We start from the raw sequence: 14,586 nt of genomic DNA, 5'->3' as shown, positions 1-14,586 counted from the left end.
CATCAGTGATGCGGCGCCATGTCGTGCAACCGGCCCGACACCGTCGGCAGCGCCGCCACCGCGACCGCTACCGTCACCACGCCCACTACCCATGCGGTCCAGGATGCGCCGCGGTAGTCGGTGTAGTCCATCGCCCATGGGGAGATGAACAGCAACGCGCCGAACAGGCCCATCGCGTAGTCGGCGGCCGCCAGGGTCGGCCGGTACATCTGCGCCAGGCCGGTGAGGGCGATGAGCACGCCGAGCACGATCAGCGTCCACATGGCGTTGTCGTTGTGGGTCACCCACAGGGGTGACAGCGCGGTAAAGACGCCCAGCACAACGGCTAGGAAGTCCTGCGCGCGACTTTCGGTGAACATGGGGTGCCTCCTCAGGCTGAATTGTTCTCCTTACTCAGATCTAACTCTGATTGACCGCCCGATCAATATAGGTATGGCTACGATTGCGCACCGATCGGCCGGGTCACGCGGAGTGACGGCCATCACGGCGATTCGCACCCAAGCAAAGGTTAGGGTTAGCTGCGTCACCCGTCGGTGACGGATGCCAACTCGACCCGGCGCCTGCCAGGCACGACGAAGGGAAGGTCGCGTGAGTGAGCGCAGCGAGCGAACCATCAACAGAGCCGGGTGGCCCGGTCATGCCGGAGCCGAGCGCAGCGAGGTGGAGGCACGCGTGAGTGAGCGCAGCGAGCGAACCATCAACAGAGCCGGGTGGCCCGGTCATGCCGGAGCCGAGCGCAGCGAGGTGGAGGCATGAACGGGCCGATTGTGATAATCGGAGCTGGTCTGGCCGGTTTGCGCACGGCGGAGGAACTGCGCCGCGCCGGGTACGCGGGTGAGTTGCTCCTCGTCGGCGAGGAGTCGCGGCTGCCCTACGATCGCCCGCCGTTGTCCAAGCAGTTCGTGCGCGGTGAAACCGACGACACCACCCTGCGCCCCGCCGAATTCTTCGACGAGAAGCAGATCGACCTGCGGCTGAATACCGAGGCGGTCGGCGTCGACACCGCCGCCCGCCAGGTGCGCCTGGCCGACGGCGGCACGCTCGACTACGACCAGCTGATCATCGCGACCGGTCTGCGGCCACGTCGCCTGCCCGGGCTGCCCGATCTGCAGGGCGTGCATGTTCTGCGCGGCTACGCCGACGCCGCCGCACTGCGCGACGAATTGTCCGGTGCGGGTACCGCGCTGGTGGTCGGGGCCGGATTCATCGGTTGTGAACTCGCCGCGAGCTTCCGGGCCAGCGGCGTCGAGGTCGTACTCGTCGAACCGCAGCCGACGCCGCTGGCCTCGGTGCTCGGCGCCGAGATCGGTGCGCTGGTCGCCCGCATGCATCGTGATGAGGGCGTGGATCTGCGCTGTGCAACCGGCCTGGACACCTTCCTCTCCGATAACGACCGAGTCCGCGGCGCCCGGCTCTCCGACGGCAGCGAGGTGGCCGCCGATCTGGTGGTCATCGGTGTCGGCTCCCGGCCGGTCACCGAATGGCTCGCCGATTCCGGTATCGCACTCGCCGAACCGTCAGCCGGTGGCGGCGTACTCGCGGACGAGGTCGGGCGCACTTCGGTCGAGGGTGTGTGGGCGGTCGGCGATGTGTCGGCATGGCTGCACGAGACCGGTCAGCGCAAGCGCGTCGAGCACTGGACCAATGCCGGTGAGCAGGCGCGGCTGCTGGCGTGTGCGCTGCTGGGCGCCGAACCGCCGACCGCGGCGCGGGTGCCGTACTTCTGGAGCGATCAGTACGACGTGAAGATCCAGGCGCTGGGCACCCCGAATGCCGATGACGAAATCCACATCGTCTCCGATGATGGCCGCAAGTTCCTCGCCTACTACTCGCAGAACGGCAATCTGACCGGCGTGGTCGGCGCGGGAAAGACCGCTCAGGTGATGAAGGTCCGCGCGAAGATCGCCGCGGGTGCGCCGATCGCGGACCTGCTCGAGGCCGCCCAGCCGTAGCGATTATTCCGTTGTAATACGGTGGTCGGGTGATCGTCGCGCTCATCGATTCCGGGCTGGGGCTGCTGCCCACGGCCGCCTGGCTGCGCAAGCTGCGGCCCGATGTCGACCTGCTACTCCAGTTGGACCCGGATGGCGCGCCGTGGGGTCCCAAGCCGGAACAGTGGGTGACCGACCGGGTGGTCGACGCCGCGCGGAGCTCGGTGGTGCTCGGCGCGGAAGTGCTCGTGCTGCCGTGCAATACGGCCAGCGTCACCGCCTTGGACGAGGTGCGCGCCGAGGTTGGGCCCGGTATTCCGGTAATCGGCACGGTCCCTGCGATCAAACCCGCCGCGGCGGTATGCAAATCGGTCGCGGTGTGGGCGACCGCCGCGACCACGGCCAGCCGATACCAGGCCGATCTGATCGCGCGCTTCGGCGGCGATGCGAAGGTGGCCGGCATCGCCTGCCATGGTCTGGCGGATTCGATCGATCGCGGTGATCTGGTCGCGGCCCGTGATTCGATTGCGCGCGCGGCCGAACAGACGCCGGACGATGTGGAGGGTGTGGTGCTCGGCTGCACGCACTACCCGCTGGTCATCGATGCGATTGTGGCCGCACTGCCGGACGGCGTGCGACTGTTCGACAGTGCACAAGCCGTTGCGGCGCAGACGATTCGGCGCATGGCGGCGCTCGACCGGCCGACCACCGGCAATGGTGAGGTGCGGGTGCTGAACAGCGGTCGGCCGGGTGAATTACCCACCAGCGCGGCGGCTTTCGAGTCGGGGCGGATTCTGGGTGCCCAGGGATAGCGCGGCGCTGCCGACCGCCGCCGATGTGCATGCGGCGCTGGCCGAGGTCGCCGACCCGGCTGATGCCATCCATTTGCAGCGGTTCTTCAAGACCGGGCCCGGCGAGTACGGCGAGGGTGATGTCTTCCTCGGTGTGCGCGTGCCCGTCACGCGATCGATCGCGAAACGCTTTGCGGCACTTCCGCTCGACGAGATCGACACACTGCTGAACAGTGCCGTGCACGAGGACCGCCTGGCCGCGCTGATCATCCTCAACGCCGAATTCGCCGAGGCGGCCAAACCGCGTACGCTCGATATCAATGCGCAGGCGGCAATGGTCGAGCTCTACCTCGCCGCAGTGCGCCGAGGCCGGGTGAACAACTGGGATCTGGTCGACGTATCCGCCGAAAACATCATCGGCCCCTGGCTACTCGACCGACCCCGCGACCTGCTCTTCGAACTCGCAGGCGCGGACTCGCTCTGGGAGCGTCGAGTAGCGCTGCTGACAACCTTTGCGTTCATCAAGGCGGGCGATGCCTCGACCACCTTCGAACTCGGCGAACGGCTCCTCGACGACCGCCGCGACCTGATCCAGAAGGCGCTCGGCTGGATGCTGCGCGAAGTCGGCAAGCGCATCGACGAGCGACTGCTCACCGGCTTCCTCGACAAGCACGCGCCGCAAATGGGCCGCACCGCACTGAGTTACGCGACCGAACGCCTCGATCCCGCCTTACGCGTCCACTATCGCGAACTGTAGAGAGTTGCGCCCGCCCGACCGGAGGTTCCAAGGGACGAAGCCCCGCAGTTCGGGGGACCCCAGGAGCTCAGAATTGGATGCGCAGGTGATCGGTGACCGGATGCGCCTGGCAGCCGAGGATATAGCCGTTCTCGATATCCTCCGGATCGAGGATTTCGGCATTGTCCATTTCGACCTTGCCCTCGAGTACTGTGCACGCACAGGAACCGCATTCGCCCTCCTGGCAGGAGTACGGCACATCCAGACCCTTCGACAGCATGATGTCGACCAGAGTCTGCTTGCGCGGCCACTTCAGCTCGTGCACCTCGCCGTCGAGTTCGACCTCGACGGTGGCCGCATCGGCCGCCTCCTCGTCGGTCATCTCGACCGGCGCCTGATCCGCGAACGGGTCTCCGGCAAGGGAATTGAACACTTCGGCGTGGGTGCGCGAGCGCGGCACCTCGAGCCGGGCGAGTGCGTCGTGCACCCGGTCCATGAACGGCTTTGGCCCGCACATGAAGGCGTGATAGCTCGTGTACGGCTCGACCAGGGCGGCCAAACCATCGGCGGTCGGCAGTCCCTGCAGGTGCTCCAGCCAGTGGATAACGGTCAGTCGCTGCGGGTGCTTCTCGGCCAATTCGCGCAGCTCGCCCGCGAAGATCACCGACTCGTGATCGCGATTGGCGTAGATCAATACGATTCGGCCGGAGCCGCGCGCCAGTGCCGACTTCAAGATGGACATCACCGGTGTGATGCCGCTGCCCGCGCCGAACAGCAGCAGATCGTCATCGAGATCCTTCGGCGTGAAAACGCCGGAGGGCGGCAGCACTTCGATCGCGTCGCCCGTTTTGACGTTGTCGCACACCCAATTCGACCCGTAGCCGCCCACGGTGCGCTTCACGGTCACCTTGGGCTTGTCGTCGGTGTACGGCGAGCTGGCCAGCGAATAGCACCGGGCCACCGACCCGGTCAGATCGCTCGGGATGCGCAGGGTGAGGAACTGGCCCGGCTGATAGCTGAAACGCTCACGCAGGTCGTCGGGGACGTCGAAGACCAGCGAACAGGTGTCCGGCGTCTCGGTGATGACCGCGGCTACCCGCAGCACGACCGAACGCGAACCGTGTGGAACCTCGACGGTGGTCATGGCGTCCTCTCGAAAACCAAAACTAGAACGTGTTTCAGTTTCATCGTACGTCGGGATCGGTCTGCCGGACAAGCTGAGCCTCGAGACCCGCGATCAGCACTTCCATGCCGAAGTCGTAAGCGTACTTTCCGCGCAGGTCGGGCATGTATTTGGTGGCTCGTGCCACCGACTCGGGCAGTGCGATATCCGCCAGCGGTTGCGGCTCTCTCGGGTTCACCCGGCGACGGCCGAACAGGTAGGTGTGGATCGTCGCGTACCCGGCGAGCACATTGCGATCGTTGAAACCGGCCTCGAAGAGGATCTCCATGATCGCGGCGATCAGGTCGAGCTGTTTGCCCAGCATCTGTTCGATCAGCACATCGCCGAGTCCGGGATGCTTGCGCAGCTTCTCATCGATCTGGTCGATCAGATCGCGCAGCCGCTGCTGCCACGGTCCGGAATCGGCCGGTGGTTTGCGAACTCCGGTCAGCGCCGCGGTGGCGACGAGATCGAGCAGCTCGCGTTTATCCGCGACGTAGTAGTACGGCGCCATCGGGGAAACGCCGAGCTCACGGGAGAGCCGTCGCATCGACAGCTTCTCCACACCATCCTCACGTACCACCCGCAACGCGGCCTCGACGATCTCGGACTCCGACAGTGTCCTATTTGCGGTGCTCCCAGGCCCTACGTGGTTACGCAAGCTTCCGCCTCCGGGCCTTGAGCTCGCACCGCGGGGTATTGCCGCCGCCCCCGCTCGTCTGCATTCGTCCGACTCCCATGCCACCTCTACCACTGCGGGTCGAATCGCCCGTCACGTCCTGTTCAGCTGCTTGCCACCCGCAGTCTAGAGCGCGCGGCTGTGAGTAGGTCGGCGTACGTCCGCACGGGCGTTGAGCGGGAGCTGCGCATTCCCTGTTCCATTTTGTCAGCTCGTGACGTTATTGTGTGATGACGGCTACAGCAGTGGCCGCGGAACCCGGTCACATCTCGGAGGTAGGCATGCCGGAGTACGGATCCATCGGACACACCGATACCGACAACACCGGACGGATCGGGGCAGCCGAGTCCCGTTCGATCGAGGACGCGCCGCTGGTCGAGGAGACCCTCATCGAAGAGGTCTCCATCGACGGTATGTGCGGCGTCTACTGACGGGCGCTGTGACCATGCTCGATCTCGATACCCGATGGGAACTGCATCCGCGGGTGGCGCTGCGGCCGGAGTCCTTCGGCGCGCTGCTCTACCACTTCGGCACCCGGAAGCTCTCGTTTCTGAAGAGTCCGCGGATACTCGAGATCGTGCGGTCGCTGCCCGCGCATGTCTCGGCACGCGCGGCCCTGCATGCGGCGGGCGTGCCGGATGACCTGTCCGGACAATATGTTCGGGCATTGGATCAGCTGGCCGACTCCGACATGATCAGGCAGGCCGCGCCGGGCAGTGCTCCGATCCCCGCGGTCGCGCCGCTGCCGCTCGCCGGGCAGCCGTCGACCGTCACCGGTGGGCGACTGATCGATAAGTTCGAAAACGGTTTGGCCGCACCGATCTGCCTGACGTGGGAGTTGACCTACGCCTGCAATCTGTCCTGTGTGCACTGCCTGTCGTCCTCGGGCCGCCGCGATCCGCGCGAGCTGAGCACCGAGCAGTGCAAGGCGCTGATCGACGAGTTCGAGCGCATGCAGATCTTCTACGTGAATATCGGCGGCGGGGAACCTACTGTGCGCCCGGACTTCTGGGAGCTCGTCGACTACGCCACCGCGCATCATGTCGGAGTGAAGTTCTCCACCAACGGAGTTCGCATCACGCCCGAGGTCGCCGCGCGCCTGGCCGCCAGTGACTATGTGGACGTACAGATTTCGTTGGACGGCGCGGACGCCGAGGTCAATGATGCCGTGCGCGGACCGGGCTCCTATGCCATGGCGATCAGGGCGCTGGAGAATCTGGCGGCCGCGGGATTCGCGGACGCGAAACTCTCCGTGGTCGCGACCCGGCACAATATCGCCCAGCTCGACGAGTTCAAGGCGATCGCCGACAAGTACGGCGCCACACTGCGTTTGACCCGCCTGCGGCCGTCGGGACGCGGCGCCGATGTGTGGGACGACCTGCATCCGCTGCCGGAACAGCAACGGGTGCTTTACGACTGGCTGGTTCGCAACGGCGAGGGTGTGCTCACCGGCGACTCGTTCTTCCATCTCTCCGCCTTCGGTGCGGCGCTGCCCGGATTGAATATGTGCGGCGCGGGCCGGGTGGTCTGCCTGGTGGATCCGCTCGGCGATGTTTATGCCTGCCCCTTCGCCATCCACGACAAGTTCCTCGCCGGAAATGTGGTGGCGGACGGCGGTTTCCGCACCGTGTGGCAGGAATCGGATCTCTTCGCCGAACTGCGCGAGCCGAGCGGCGGCGGTGCGTGCTCCGGCTGTGCGCACTACGACTCCTGCCGCGGTGGCTGCATGGCGGCGAAGTTCTTCACCGGCCTGCCCGCCGACGGACCGGATCCGGAATGTGTCCAGGGCTACGGCGAGGCGGCGCTGGCCGAGGCCGGGCGGATGATTCCGCGCTCGTCGGTGGACCACTCCCGGCGCATTGCGCCGAGCCGACCCGGCTCGCGTAAGTCGGGCCCGATTCCGCTGACACTGTCGGTATCTCGGCCCGCGTCCGAACGCCAGTCGCCGGAGCGGCGCCCCGCGCGGGCCTGCGACGAAAGTCCGCTGAACTGATGTCGGGCCGGTAGCCAGCCATGCGCTATCTCGTTGATCGACGATGGCTATCGAGCGGCAAATCGATGATTGCCGTCGCGTTGCCAGCTGTCTTCGGCGAGTCGCTTGCGACCCGCCGAAGACACGATTCGGCGGGAGTTCTTGCGCCACACGGGCGGATTCGTGCGGATTTCCATCCTTTTTTCCGGACTGATGGTGCCAATGCGCGAATCACCGCCTAACATGCCAGGAATGCGCCACGATCGCCTGCCCGACGGATTCGGGGTGCGGATCGATCCACGGGTACGCGCATACTCCGGGGGACGCATCCTGATCGGCGGTTCACCCGCCCGGTTGCTGCGACTTGCCCCGGAGGCCGCCGAGATGATCGGCGACGGGTACCTCGAGGTCACCGGCCCGAAGTCCGCCGTTGTTGCCAGACGGCTGCTCGACTCCGGCGTCGGTAATCCGCGCCCCCGGTTGCTGCCGTCCCTCGACGATGTGACCGTGATCGTGCCACTGCACAACAATGCCGACGGCCTCGCCCGATTGCTCGCGGCATTGCGCGGACACAATGTGATCGTCGTCGACGACGGTTCGGATCAGCCTGTCGAGATCCCGCGCAACCGCGGCACCCGCTGCCGGGTGACCGTGCTGCGCCACGACCGCAGACAGGGCCCGGCCGCCGCGCGCAATGCCGGGTTGCGGGCCGCGACAACCGACTTCGTCGCCTTCCTGGATTCCGATGTGGTCCCGCGCAGCGGCTGGCTCGAGGTGATGCTCGGACACTTCAGCGATCCGGAGGTCGCGCTGGTCGCGCCGCGGATCGTCGCGCTGGATCCGGAGTCGAACGCGCTCGCGCGCTATGAGCACACCCGATCCTCGCTCGATCTCGGTCGGCGTGAATCGGCCGTGCAATCGCGCGGACTGGTCTCGTATGTGCCCAGCGCGGCCATGTTGGTGCGCCGCCGGGCGCTGCTCGCGCAGGACGGGTTCGACGAGACGATGCAGGTGGCCGAGGACGTCGACCTGTGCTGGCGGCTGGAGCAGGCGGGGTGGCGGCTGCGCTATGAGCCTGCGGCGCACGTCGCGCACGATCATCGAATCTCGTTCCGCGCGTGGTTCGGTCGTAAGCTGTTCTACGGCACCGGGGCCGCGCCGCTGGGCGAGCGGCATGCGGGGATGGTGACGCCGCTGTCGGTGCCGTTCTGGACGGTGGTCGCGACCATGCTGTTCGCCACGCTGACGAAGTGGGGACTGCTCGGCGGACTCATCACCCTGGTGACCGCGCTGGCCCGACTACGCCGGGTCTTCACCGGACTGGACAACCCGACCCGGATCGCGGCGATCTATCTGGCGCGTGGCTATTTCGCGGGTATCTGGCGACTGGCCTCGGCGATGTGTCGGCACTATTGGCCGGTCACCATGTTGGCGATGATTCTTTCCCGGCGGGTCCGGCGCATCGCGGTCACCATGGCGGTGGCGGACGGTCTGGCCGATTGGTTCACCCATCGCGACGCGGGCGGGCTCGACCCGTTCCGCTATGTGGCCTACAAGCGGATGGACGATATCGCCTACGGAACGGGCTTGTGGCTCGGCGCATTCCGCGCGCGCAGTCTGGAATCGCTCAAGCCGAGTACGCCCCGGAGCTGAATCGAACGTGTGATGGCTGTACCACCCGATGAGCTGATGTAGATGATCGACACACTGATCATCGGTGGTGGTTCGGCCGGGTGTGTACTTGCGGCCCGGCTGAGCGCGGACCCGGAGCATCGGGTTCGGCTGCTGGAGGCGGGGCCGGTGTCGACCGATCCTGCGGTACTGCTCGATGCGACTCGGATGCCGATCGGGCACGAATCACCGTGGGTGTGGCGATACCCTGTCACGCTGGCAGGTGAGGTCACCGGGAATATCGTGCGCGGCAAGGTGATCGGCGGATCGGGTGCGGTCAACGGCGGCTACTTCGTGCGGGCGACGGCCGCGGATTTCGCCGCGTGGAGTAAGGAACTCGACGGCTGGTCCTTCGACGCGGTCTTGCCCGTCTATCGCCGACTCGAGCGCGACCATGACTTCGGCGACCACCCGGGACACGGTACGACAGGCCCGATACCGGTGCGTCGCACCGCTGTTCCCGCGCCTCTGAGCTGCGAATTCGCCTCGGCATGTACCGCACTCGGCCTTCCGCTCATACCTGATCTGAACGCGCTGCCCGGCACAGGTCCGGCCGATGGTTTCGGGCCGGTGCCGTGGAATATCGAGGACGGCAGGCGCGTCGACACCGGATCGGCATATCTCGCACCCGCACTCGCGCGACCGAATCTCACGGTGACCGGCGCCGTGCTGGTGACCCGCATCCGTTTCCACGGCACACGCGCCATCGGGGTGGACTACGTGCACGAGGGCAAGCCGGGCGCACTCGACGCGGATCGCATCGTGTTGTGCGCGGGCGCAATCGAATCCGCGGCGCTGCTGTTGCGCTCGGGTATCGGCGATCCGGAACGACTTCGGGCGCTGGATATTCCGGTGGTGCATCCCGCGCCCGTCGGCGCCGGGTTCAGCGATCACCCCGAGATCGGCATCGACTACGGCTTCGATCCGTCGCACTCGACCGCCGAAGGCATCCCGCTGGAATATGTACTGGAACTCGACGATGTCGAAATCCGTCCGTACGCCGTAACGTTTACCCCGTATACCCAACGTTTGGGTGTGGCGCTCATGCGCCCGCATTCCGAAGGTGTGCTCCGACTCCGCTCTGCCGATCCGACCGTGCCGCCGCACATCGATTACCGCTACCTATCCGAGGCAGCGGATCGGATTCGGTTACGGGAGGCGGTTACCGCGGCGCGCGAGATATTGCACGCGATACCGCTGGTGCGCGCGCCGGAATCGATACCGGATGACGCGTGGCTGCACGCGAATCTGGCTACTTCGCAACATCTGTCGGGCACCTGCCGAATGGGCGGTGCGGATGATGAACGCGCGGTAGTCGATGAGCGGTGCCGCGTGCACGGCACGACCGGTTTATCCGTGGTGGATCTTTCCGTTGTTCCGGTACCGCTGAGTCGCGGTCCGCAGGCGACGACGGTACTGATCGCCGAACGCGTCGCCGAATACCTCACCTAGGGGGTCTGGAAGATGGGTAGGTCACATTTGCGCGAAGTCTGAACGTGGTGTGACCTGGCGGACAAACGAAGGCAACCGTCCTTGTCCGAGTTATGCGCGCCGGTACAGTTTGGGGCGGAAAGAAAGGCAAATGGTCAGCAATCTTGCAGGTGGGCGGCCCCCACGGCACGGCGTCGAACCCGGCACTCAGCTCGGCGCACTGGAAGCCTATGCCGCACAAGCACACGGATATCTTAGCGCGGGTGGCGAGCAGCTGTCGCAGCTTGCCGGTCTGCTGCGTCCGGTCGTGCTCGAATCCTGGTTGCGCAGTGTGCGCGGCGGTGTCGACCCGATGGATCCGCTCGACGGGCGCGGCCTGCGTGGCGCGGATCTGCAGCGCTACCGCGACGCGCATCCGATTGCCGCATTGATGCCGCTGATCGACAAATTGCTCGTACAGGACACGGCCAGAACGGGTTTGATCGTCGCGGTCGCCGATCAGTTCGGCCGAGTGCTGTGGGTGCACGGCAATCCCGATCAGGTCGATGCCGCCGCCGAAATCGGTCTGCGCGCGGGCGATGATCTCAGCGAACGCCGCATCGGCACGAATGCCGTCGGCCTGGTGGTGCGCACCGGGCGGGCCGCGTGGATCCATGGGCCCGAACACTTTCTGCACCGGATGCATCAGATCACCGGTGCCGCGGCGCCGGTGCACGATCCCGACGGCAGGCTGGTCGGGGTGCTGATGATCGCCGGGGGCGTGCGGGTGGCGAAGCCGGAGATCCTGGCCTTGGTGAAGGCGACCTCCACCGCGGCCGAAATGGATTTGCTGCTGACCGCGATGCGTGCGGGTCAGCGCGGGACGGTGAGTTCGACCGGTGAAAGCTCGGCGGCGCGGTTGGGTCTGGATGTGCTCGGGCTCGGACAGCCGCTGCTGACCGTCGCGGGTGATCGAGTTCCGTTGTCGCAGCGACACGCCGAAATTCTGCTGCTACTCGCCGAACATCCGGAGGGGCTGGGCGCGGATCATCTCGCACTGCTGCTCGACGACACGGATCTGGATAACGGCACCATCCGCGCCGCCATGTCGCGGTTGCGCGCGGTGGTCGGCCCGAACGTATTCGGTTCGCGCCCATATCGGTTGCGGGTGCATGTCGCGACTGATATCGAGGCGCTGCGGGCCGCGCTCGATTCCGGTGCTGTCGATACCGCATTACGGCTGTACGCGGGTCCGGTGCTGCCACGCTCGACCGCGCCGGGAATTATCGATATCCGCGATGAACTTCGGGTCCGGCTGCGCGCCGCGGTGCTCGGTTCCGGTGACGCCGCGGTACTGCGTCGATGGACCGCATGTGCGGAAGGGCGTGACGACGCCGCGGCCTGGGTCGCGTATCGGGCGACCGTAGATCGCGATTCGCCGCTGTATGCGCAGATCGAGGCCAAAATTCGGGTACTCGATCGGCGGCTCGGCGCCGATGCAACGCGGATGCAACGTTCCCGCTCATAGTCTGCACATCCGAAAGTGCTGTGGCTCACATCCGCGATCGAATTGTGGTCGCGAACACAGCTTTGCCCAGCTGTGTCGACCCAGCTGAGCGCCCTGGACGGCCGACCAACTTTTTTTAGTGCAAAAAGTTCCCTTTTATTAACGAAGCGCCTAGTGTTCGCAATGCGGATCACATCCGTGTGATGTAGCTGACACCGCCGCGGCGCCCGCACCGCGGCAGCGACGTTGGAGGAGCGATCAAGAGCTAGGCGCACGCGGGGCGCAATCTGTTTCGATCCCGCGCGGGTGTCCGCATGCCCCGCGCATTCGCCGAATCTTCTTGTGGTGGCGTCGAAGCCATGTGTCAATGCTGAACAGTGTTGCCGCAGCGGCTTATTCGTGCTGCCCGAATGCGTTCGGCCTGCTGTTTTACGCCGAACAAGGAGGCTCTGGTGCACGGTACGGAGTTGGGTGGGGCGCGACCGGACGGGGCCGCGCGCCTGGCGAGTGACTGTTTACCGGACGCTCCGGACAACCAGCCGTTTCCGCTCGCACCGGCGCAGTTGGGGGTCTGGTACGCGCAGTTGCTCGATCCCGACGTGCCGATCAATGTGGCCCAATACGTCGATGTGCCCGGCGTGCTGGATCGTGCGATCCTGCAGGAGGTTTCGGTCATTGCGGCGCGGGAATACGAATCGGTGCTGGTGCGCCTCGGCGAATCCGGCGGTGTGCCGAATCAGTGCGTAGATCCGGCGAATTCCGTCGATATCCAGGCAATCGACCTGCGCGAATATGCCGATCCGGTGGTCGCGGCGCACGAATGGATGCGCGCGGATGCGAGCGCGCCGGTCGACATGCTGACCGATCGACTGTTCGCCGGCGCCGTGCTGCGCGTCGCGGACCAGCGGTGCTTCTGGTATCTGCGGGCGCATCACATCGTGCTCGACGGGTTCGGCGCGTTGACCAATACGCAGCGGGTGGCGCAGCTGTATACCGCCAGGGTGCTCGGCACGGAACCGCAGGCGGTCCAGCCGGGTGCGCTGATCGAATTGGTCGACGGTGAGCTCGCCTACCGGGACAGTTCGCGTTTCGAGACCGACCGGGCGCACTGGGCCGAGCGGATCGCGGGGCTCGACGGCGCGATCAGCCTGGACGGGCGGACGGCACCGCGCTCGGCGACCAATCTGGTGGTGGGTCGGGTATTGCCGGACGCGCTCGTCGATCGGATGAATACGCTTGCGGCGAACCAGGATTCGACGCTGGCGGTGGTACTGCTCGCGGCCTTCGCCGGATATCTCGGGCGGCTCACCGATCGGGACGAGGTGGTGCTGAGTCTGCCGGTGACGGCACGCACCACCGCGCTCACGCGGCGGTCGGCCGGAATGCTGTCGAATATCGTGCCGCTGCGGCTGGCGGTCGACGGCACCTGGGGGGACCTGCTGCGGGCGACGCGCGTCGAGGTGGCGGGTGCGCTGCGGCACCAGCGGTATCGGCACGAGGACATCCGCCGCGATGCCGAGCACGACGGGCGCCCTGCGCGTCGTGCGCTGTTCGGACCGCTGGCCAACATCATGCTGTTCGGCAGCGAGCTGACCCTTGGCGGTACGGTCGGCCGGTACCACGTTTTGTCCACCGGGCCGGTGGAGGATCTGAGCCTCGATGTCTATTACGGCGAGCGCGACAGCGTGCACGTCGATTTCGAGGCGAATCCGAATCTCTATGCCGCCGATGACATTGCGCGCCATCAGACGCGGTTCGTGCGGTATCTGGAGCGGTTGGTGGCGACCGAGGTCGATACGCCGCTGGCGGCGGTGGCGGTGGCGACCGAGCTGGAACTCGAGGTCAGCACCCGGATCTGGAATTCGACCGGATTCGATGTGCCCGCGGCGGTCGCCGGTGCGCCGACGCTGGTTTCGATGTTCGAGGCGCAGGTCGCGCGGACGCCGGATGCGGTCGCGGTGCGGTTCGCGGGGGTGCCGGACCTGACATATCGGGAGCTCGCGGCGCGCAGTAATCGGCTGGCGCGGTATTTGATCAGGCTCGGCGTCGGACCCGAGACGTTGATCGCGCTCAACATCCGTCGGTCGCCGGACCTGGTAATCGCCATGTACGCCGGGCTCGCTGCGGGGGCGGCGTATGTGCCGCTGGATCCGGATCATCCGGCCGAGCGCACGGCGCACATTCTGGCGACCGCGCGACCGGCATGCGTCCTGACGACTGAAGCCACCGAGCTCGCCGGAGTACCGGTCATCCGTCTCGATGGGCTGGATCTCGCGGATTACGCGGATGGTCCGATCTGGGATCGGGAACGCACCGCCGCACTCCGGCCGGGGCAGCCCGCGTACGTGATCTTCACTTCGGGGTCGACCGGACTCCCGAAGGGGGTGGCCGTCACCCATGAGGCGATCGTGAATCGGCTGGTCTGGATGCAGCAGCAGTATCGGCTGTCGGCAGACGATGTCGTACTGCAGAAGACGCCCGCCACCTTCGATGTGTCCGTGTGGGAGTTCTTCTGGCCGTTGCAGATCGGCGCGCGGCTGGTGCTCGCCGAGCACGACGGTCATCGTGATCCGGCCTATCTGCGGGTAGTGATCGACGAATATGACGTGACGACCGCACATTTCGTGCCATCAATGCTGGAAGTCTTTCTGGCACAGGCAGAGTTCACCGGCCGAACCGCGCTGCGTATGGTCTTCGCGTCCGGCGAGGCGCTGCCCGCGGCGCTGG

General features: G+C 66.2%; 12 protein-coding genes. 9 read left to right on the top strand and 3 right to left on the bottom strand.

From position 1 onward, the window contains the following. Positions 1-2 precede the first annotated feature (2 nt). On the bottom strand, positions 3-359 hold the full coding sequence (locus ON44_RS29345; protein ID WP_040695826.1) for an SPW repeat domain-containing protein: 357 nt from the start codon (positions 357-359) through the stop codon (positions 3-5). Positions 360-752: 393 nt separating this feature from the next. Between ON44_RS29345 and ON44_RS29340 the strand changes: the two genes are divergently transcribed. The 3 genes from ON44_RS29340 to ON44_RS29330 are packed head-to-tail and all read left to right on the top strand — an operon-like array spanning position 753 to position 3,479. Next, positions 753-1,952: an NAD(P)/FAD-dependent oxidoreductase gene (locus tag ON44_RS29340; RefSeq protein ID WP_040695824.1), complete on the top strand. Its 1,200-nt coding sequence runs from the start codon at positions 753-755 to the stop codon at positions 1,950-1,952. 29 nt (positions 1,953-1,981) lie between these two features. Further along, the gene (locus tag ON44_RS29335) at positions 1,982-2,743 is read left to right on the top strand and encodes a glutamate racemase (RefSeq protein WP_040695822.1); all 762 of its coding nucleotides are present in this window, start codon (positions 1,982-1,984) and stop codon (positions 2,741-2,743) included. Continuing rightward, positions 2,730-3,479, top strand: a complete 750-nt coding sequence (locus ON44_RS29330; protein ID WP_245567381.1) for a DNA alkylation repair protein — start codon at positions 2,730-2,732, stop codon at positions 3,477-3,479. Before ON44_RS29335 ends, ON44_RS29330 begins: the two co-directional genes overlap by 14 nt. 67 nt (positions 3,480-3,546) lie before the next feature. Here ON44_RS29330 and ON44_RS29325 read toward each other — a convergent pair whose 3' ends face one another. Both ON44_RS29325 and mftR2 read right to left on the bottom strand, forming a co-directional pair. After that, positions 3,547-4,602, bottom strand: a complete 1,056-nt coding sequence (locus tag ON44_RS29325; RefSeq protein ID WP_040695820.1) for a ferredoxin--NADP reductase — start codon at positions 4,600-4,602, stop codon at positions 3,547-3,549. A gap of 40 nt (positions 4,603-4,642) precedes the next feature. Then, complete coding sequence (gene mftR2 / locus ON44_RS29320; protein ID WP_051182573.1) at positions 4,643-5,281, bottom strand: mycofactocin system transcriptional regulator MftR2; 639 nt, start codon at positions 5,279-5,281, stop codon at positions 4,643-4,645. A gap of 248 nt (positions 5,282-5,529) precedes the next feature. Here mftR2 and mftA point away from each other — a divergent pair, with 248 nt between their 5' ends. The 6 genes from mftA to ON44_RS29290 all read left to right on the top strand — a co-directional run. Next, positions 5,530-5,730: a mycofactocin precursor MftA gene (mftA, locus tag ON44_RS29315; protein WP_083898214.1), complete on the top strand. Its 201-nt coding sequence runs from the start codon at positions 5,530-5,532 to the stop codon at positions 5,728-5,730. A 14-nt stretch (positions 5,731-5,744) separates the two neighbouring features. Further along, positions 5,745-7,292 carry a mycofactocin radical SAM maturase gene (gene mftC, locus ON44_RS29310; protein WP_083898215.1) on the top strand — a complete coding sequence of 516 codons (1,548 nt, stop codon included), beginning with the start codon at positions 5,745-5,747 and terminating at the stop codon, positions 7,290-7,292. A 231-nt stretch (positions 7,293-7,523) separates the two neighbouring features. Continuing rightward, complete coding sequence (gene mftF, locus ON44_RS29305; RefSeq protein ID WP_040695816.1) at positions 7,524-8,924, top strand: mycofactocin biosynthesis glycosyltransferase MftF; 1,401 nt, start codon at positions 7,524-7,526, stop codon at positions 8,922-8,924. Between the two features lie 42 nt (positions 8,925-8,966). Next, positions 8,967-10,394, top strand: coding sequence for a mycofactocin dehydrogenase MftG (mftG, locus tag ON44_RS29300; protein ID WP_040695813.1), 1,428 nt, complete (start codon positions 8,967-8,969; stop codon positions 10,392-10,394). Between the two features lie 130 nt (positions 10,395-10,524). Continuing rightward, complete coding sequence (locus tag ON44_RS29295; RefSeq protein ID WP_040695812.1) at positions 10,525-11,880, top strand: GAF domain-containing protein; 1,356 nt, start codon at positions 10,525-10,527, stop codon at positions 11,878-11,880. A 431-nt stretch (positions 11,881-12,311) separates the two neighbouring features. Continuing rightward, positions 12,312-14,586 (top strand): AMP-binding protein (locus tag ON44_RS29290; protein ID WP_040695810.1); only part of this gene is annotated, 2,275 nt, incomplete at its 3' end.

Source organism: Nocardia vinacea NBRC 16497 (assembly GCF_000308835.1).
Lineage (GTDB): Bacteria > Actinomycetota > Actinomycetes > Mycobacteriales > Mycobacteriaceae > Nocardia > Nocardia vinacea.
The sequence above is the reverse complement of the archived record's forward strand: the minus strand, read 5'-3'. Positions and strand labels throughout refer to the sequence as shown.

Coding starts and splice junctions, on each gene's coding strand:
- mftA (WP_083898214.1), top strand. CDS start 5,530: ATGACGGCTACAGCAGTGGCCGCGGAACCCGGTCACATCTCGGAGGTA.
- ON44_RS29340 (WP_040695824.1), top strand. CDS start 753: ATGAACGGGCCGATTGTGATAATCGGAGCTGGTCTGGCCGGTTTGCGC.
- mftG (WP_040695813.1), top strand. CDS start 8,967: ATGATCGACACACTGATCATCGGTGGTGGTTCGGCCGGGTGTGTACTT.
- mftF (WP_040695816.1), top strand. CDS start 7,524: ATGCGCCACGATCGCCTGCCCGACGGATTCGGGGTGCGGATCGATCCA.
- ON44_RS29345 (WP_040695826.1), bottom strand. CDS start 359: ATGTTCACCGAAAGTCGCGCGCAGGACTTCCTAGCCGTTGTGCTGGGC.
- ON44_RS29325 (WP_040695820.1), bottom strand. CDS start 4,602: ATGACCACCGTCGAGGTTCCACACGGTTCGCGTTCGGTCGTGCTGCGG.
- mftC (WP_083898215.1), top strand. CDS start 5,745: ATGCTCGATCTCGATACCCGATGGGAACTGCATCCGCGGGTGGCGCTG.
- ON44_RS29295 (WP_040695812.1), top strand. CDS start 10,525: ATGGTCAGCAATCTTGCAGGTGGGCGGCCCCCACGGCACGGCGTCGAA.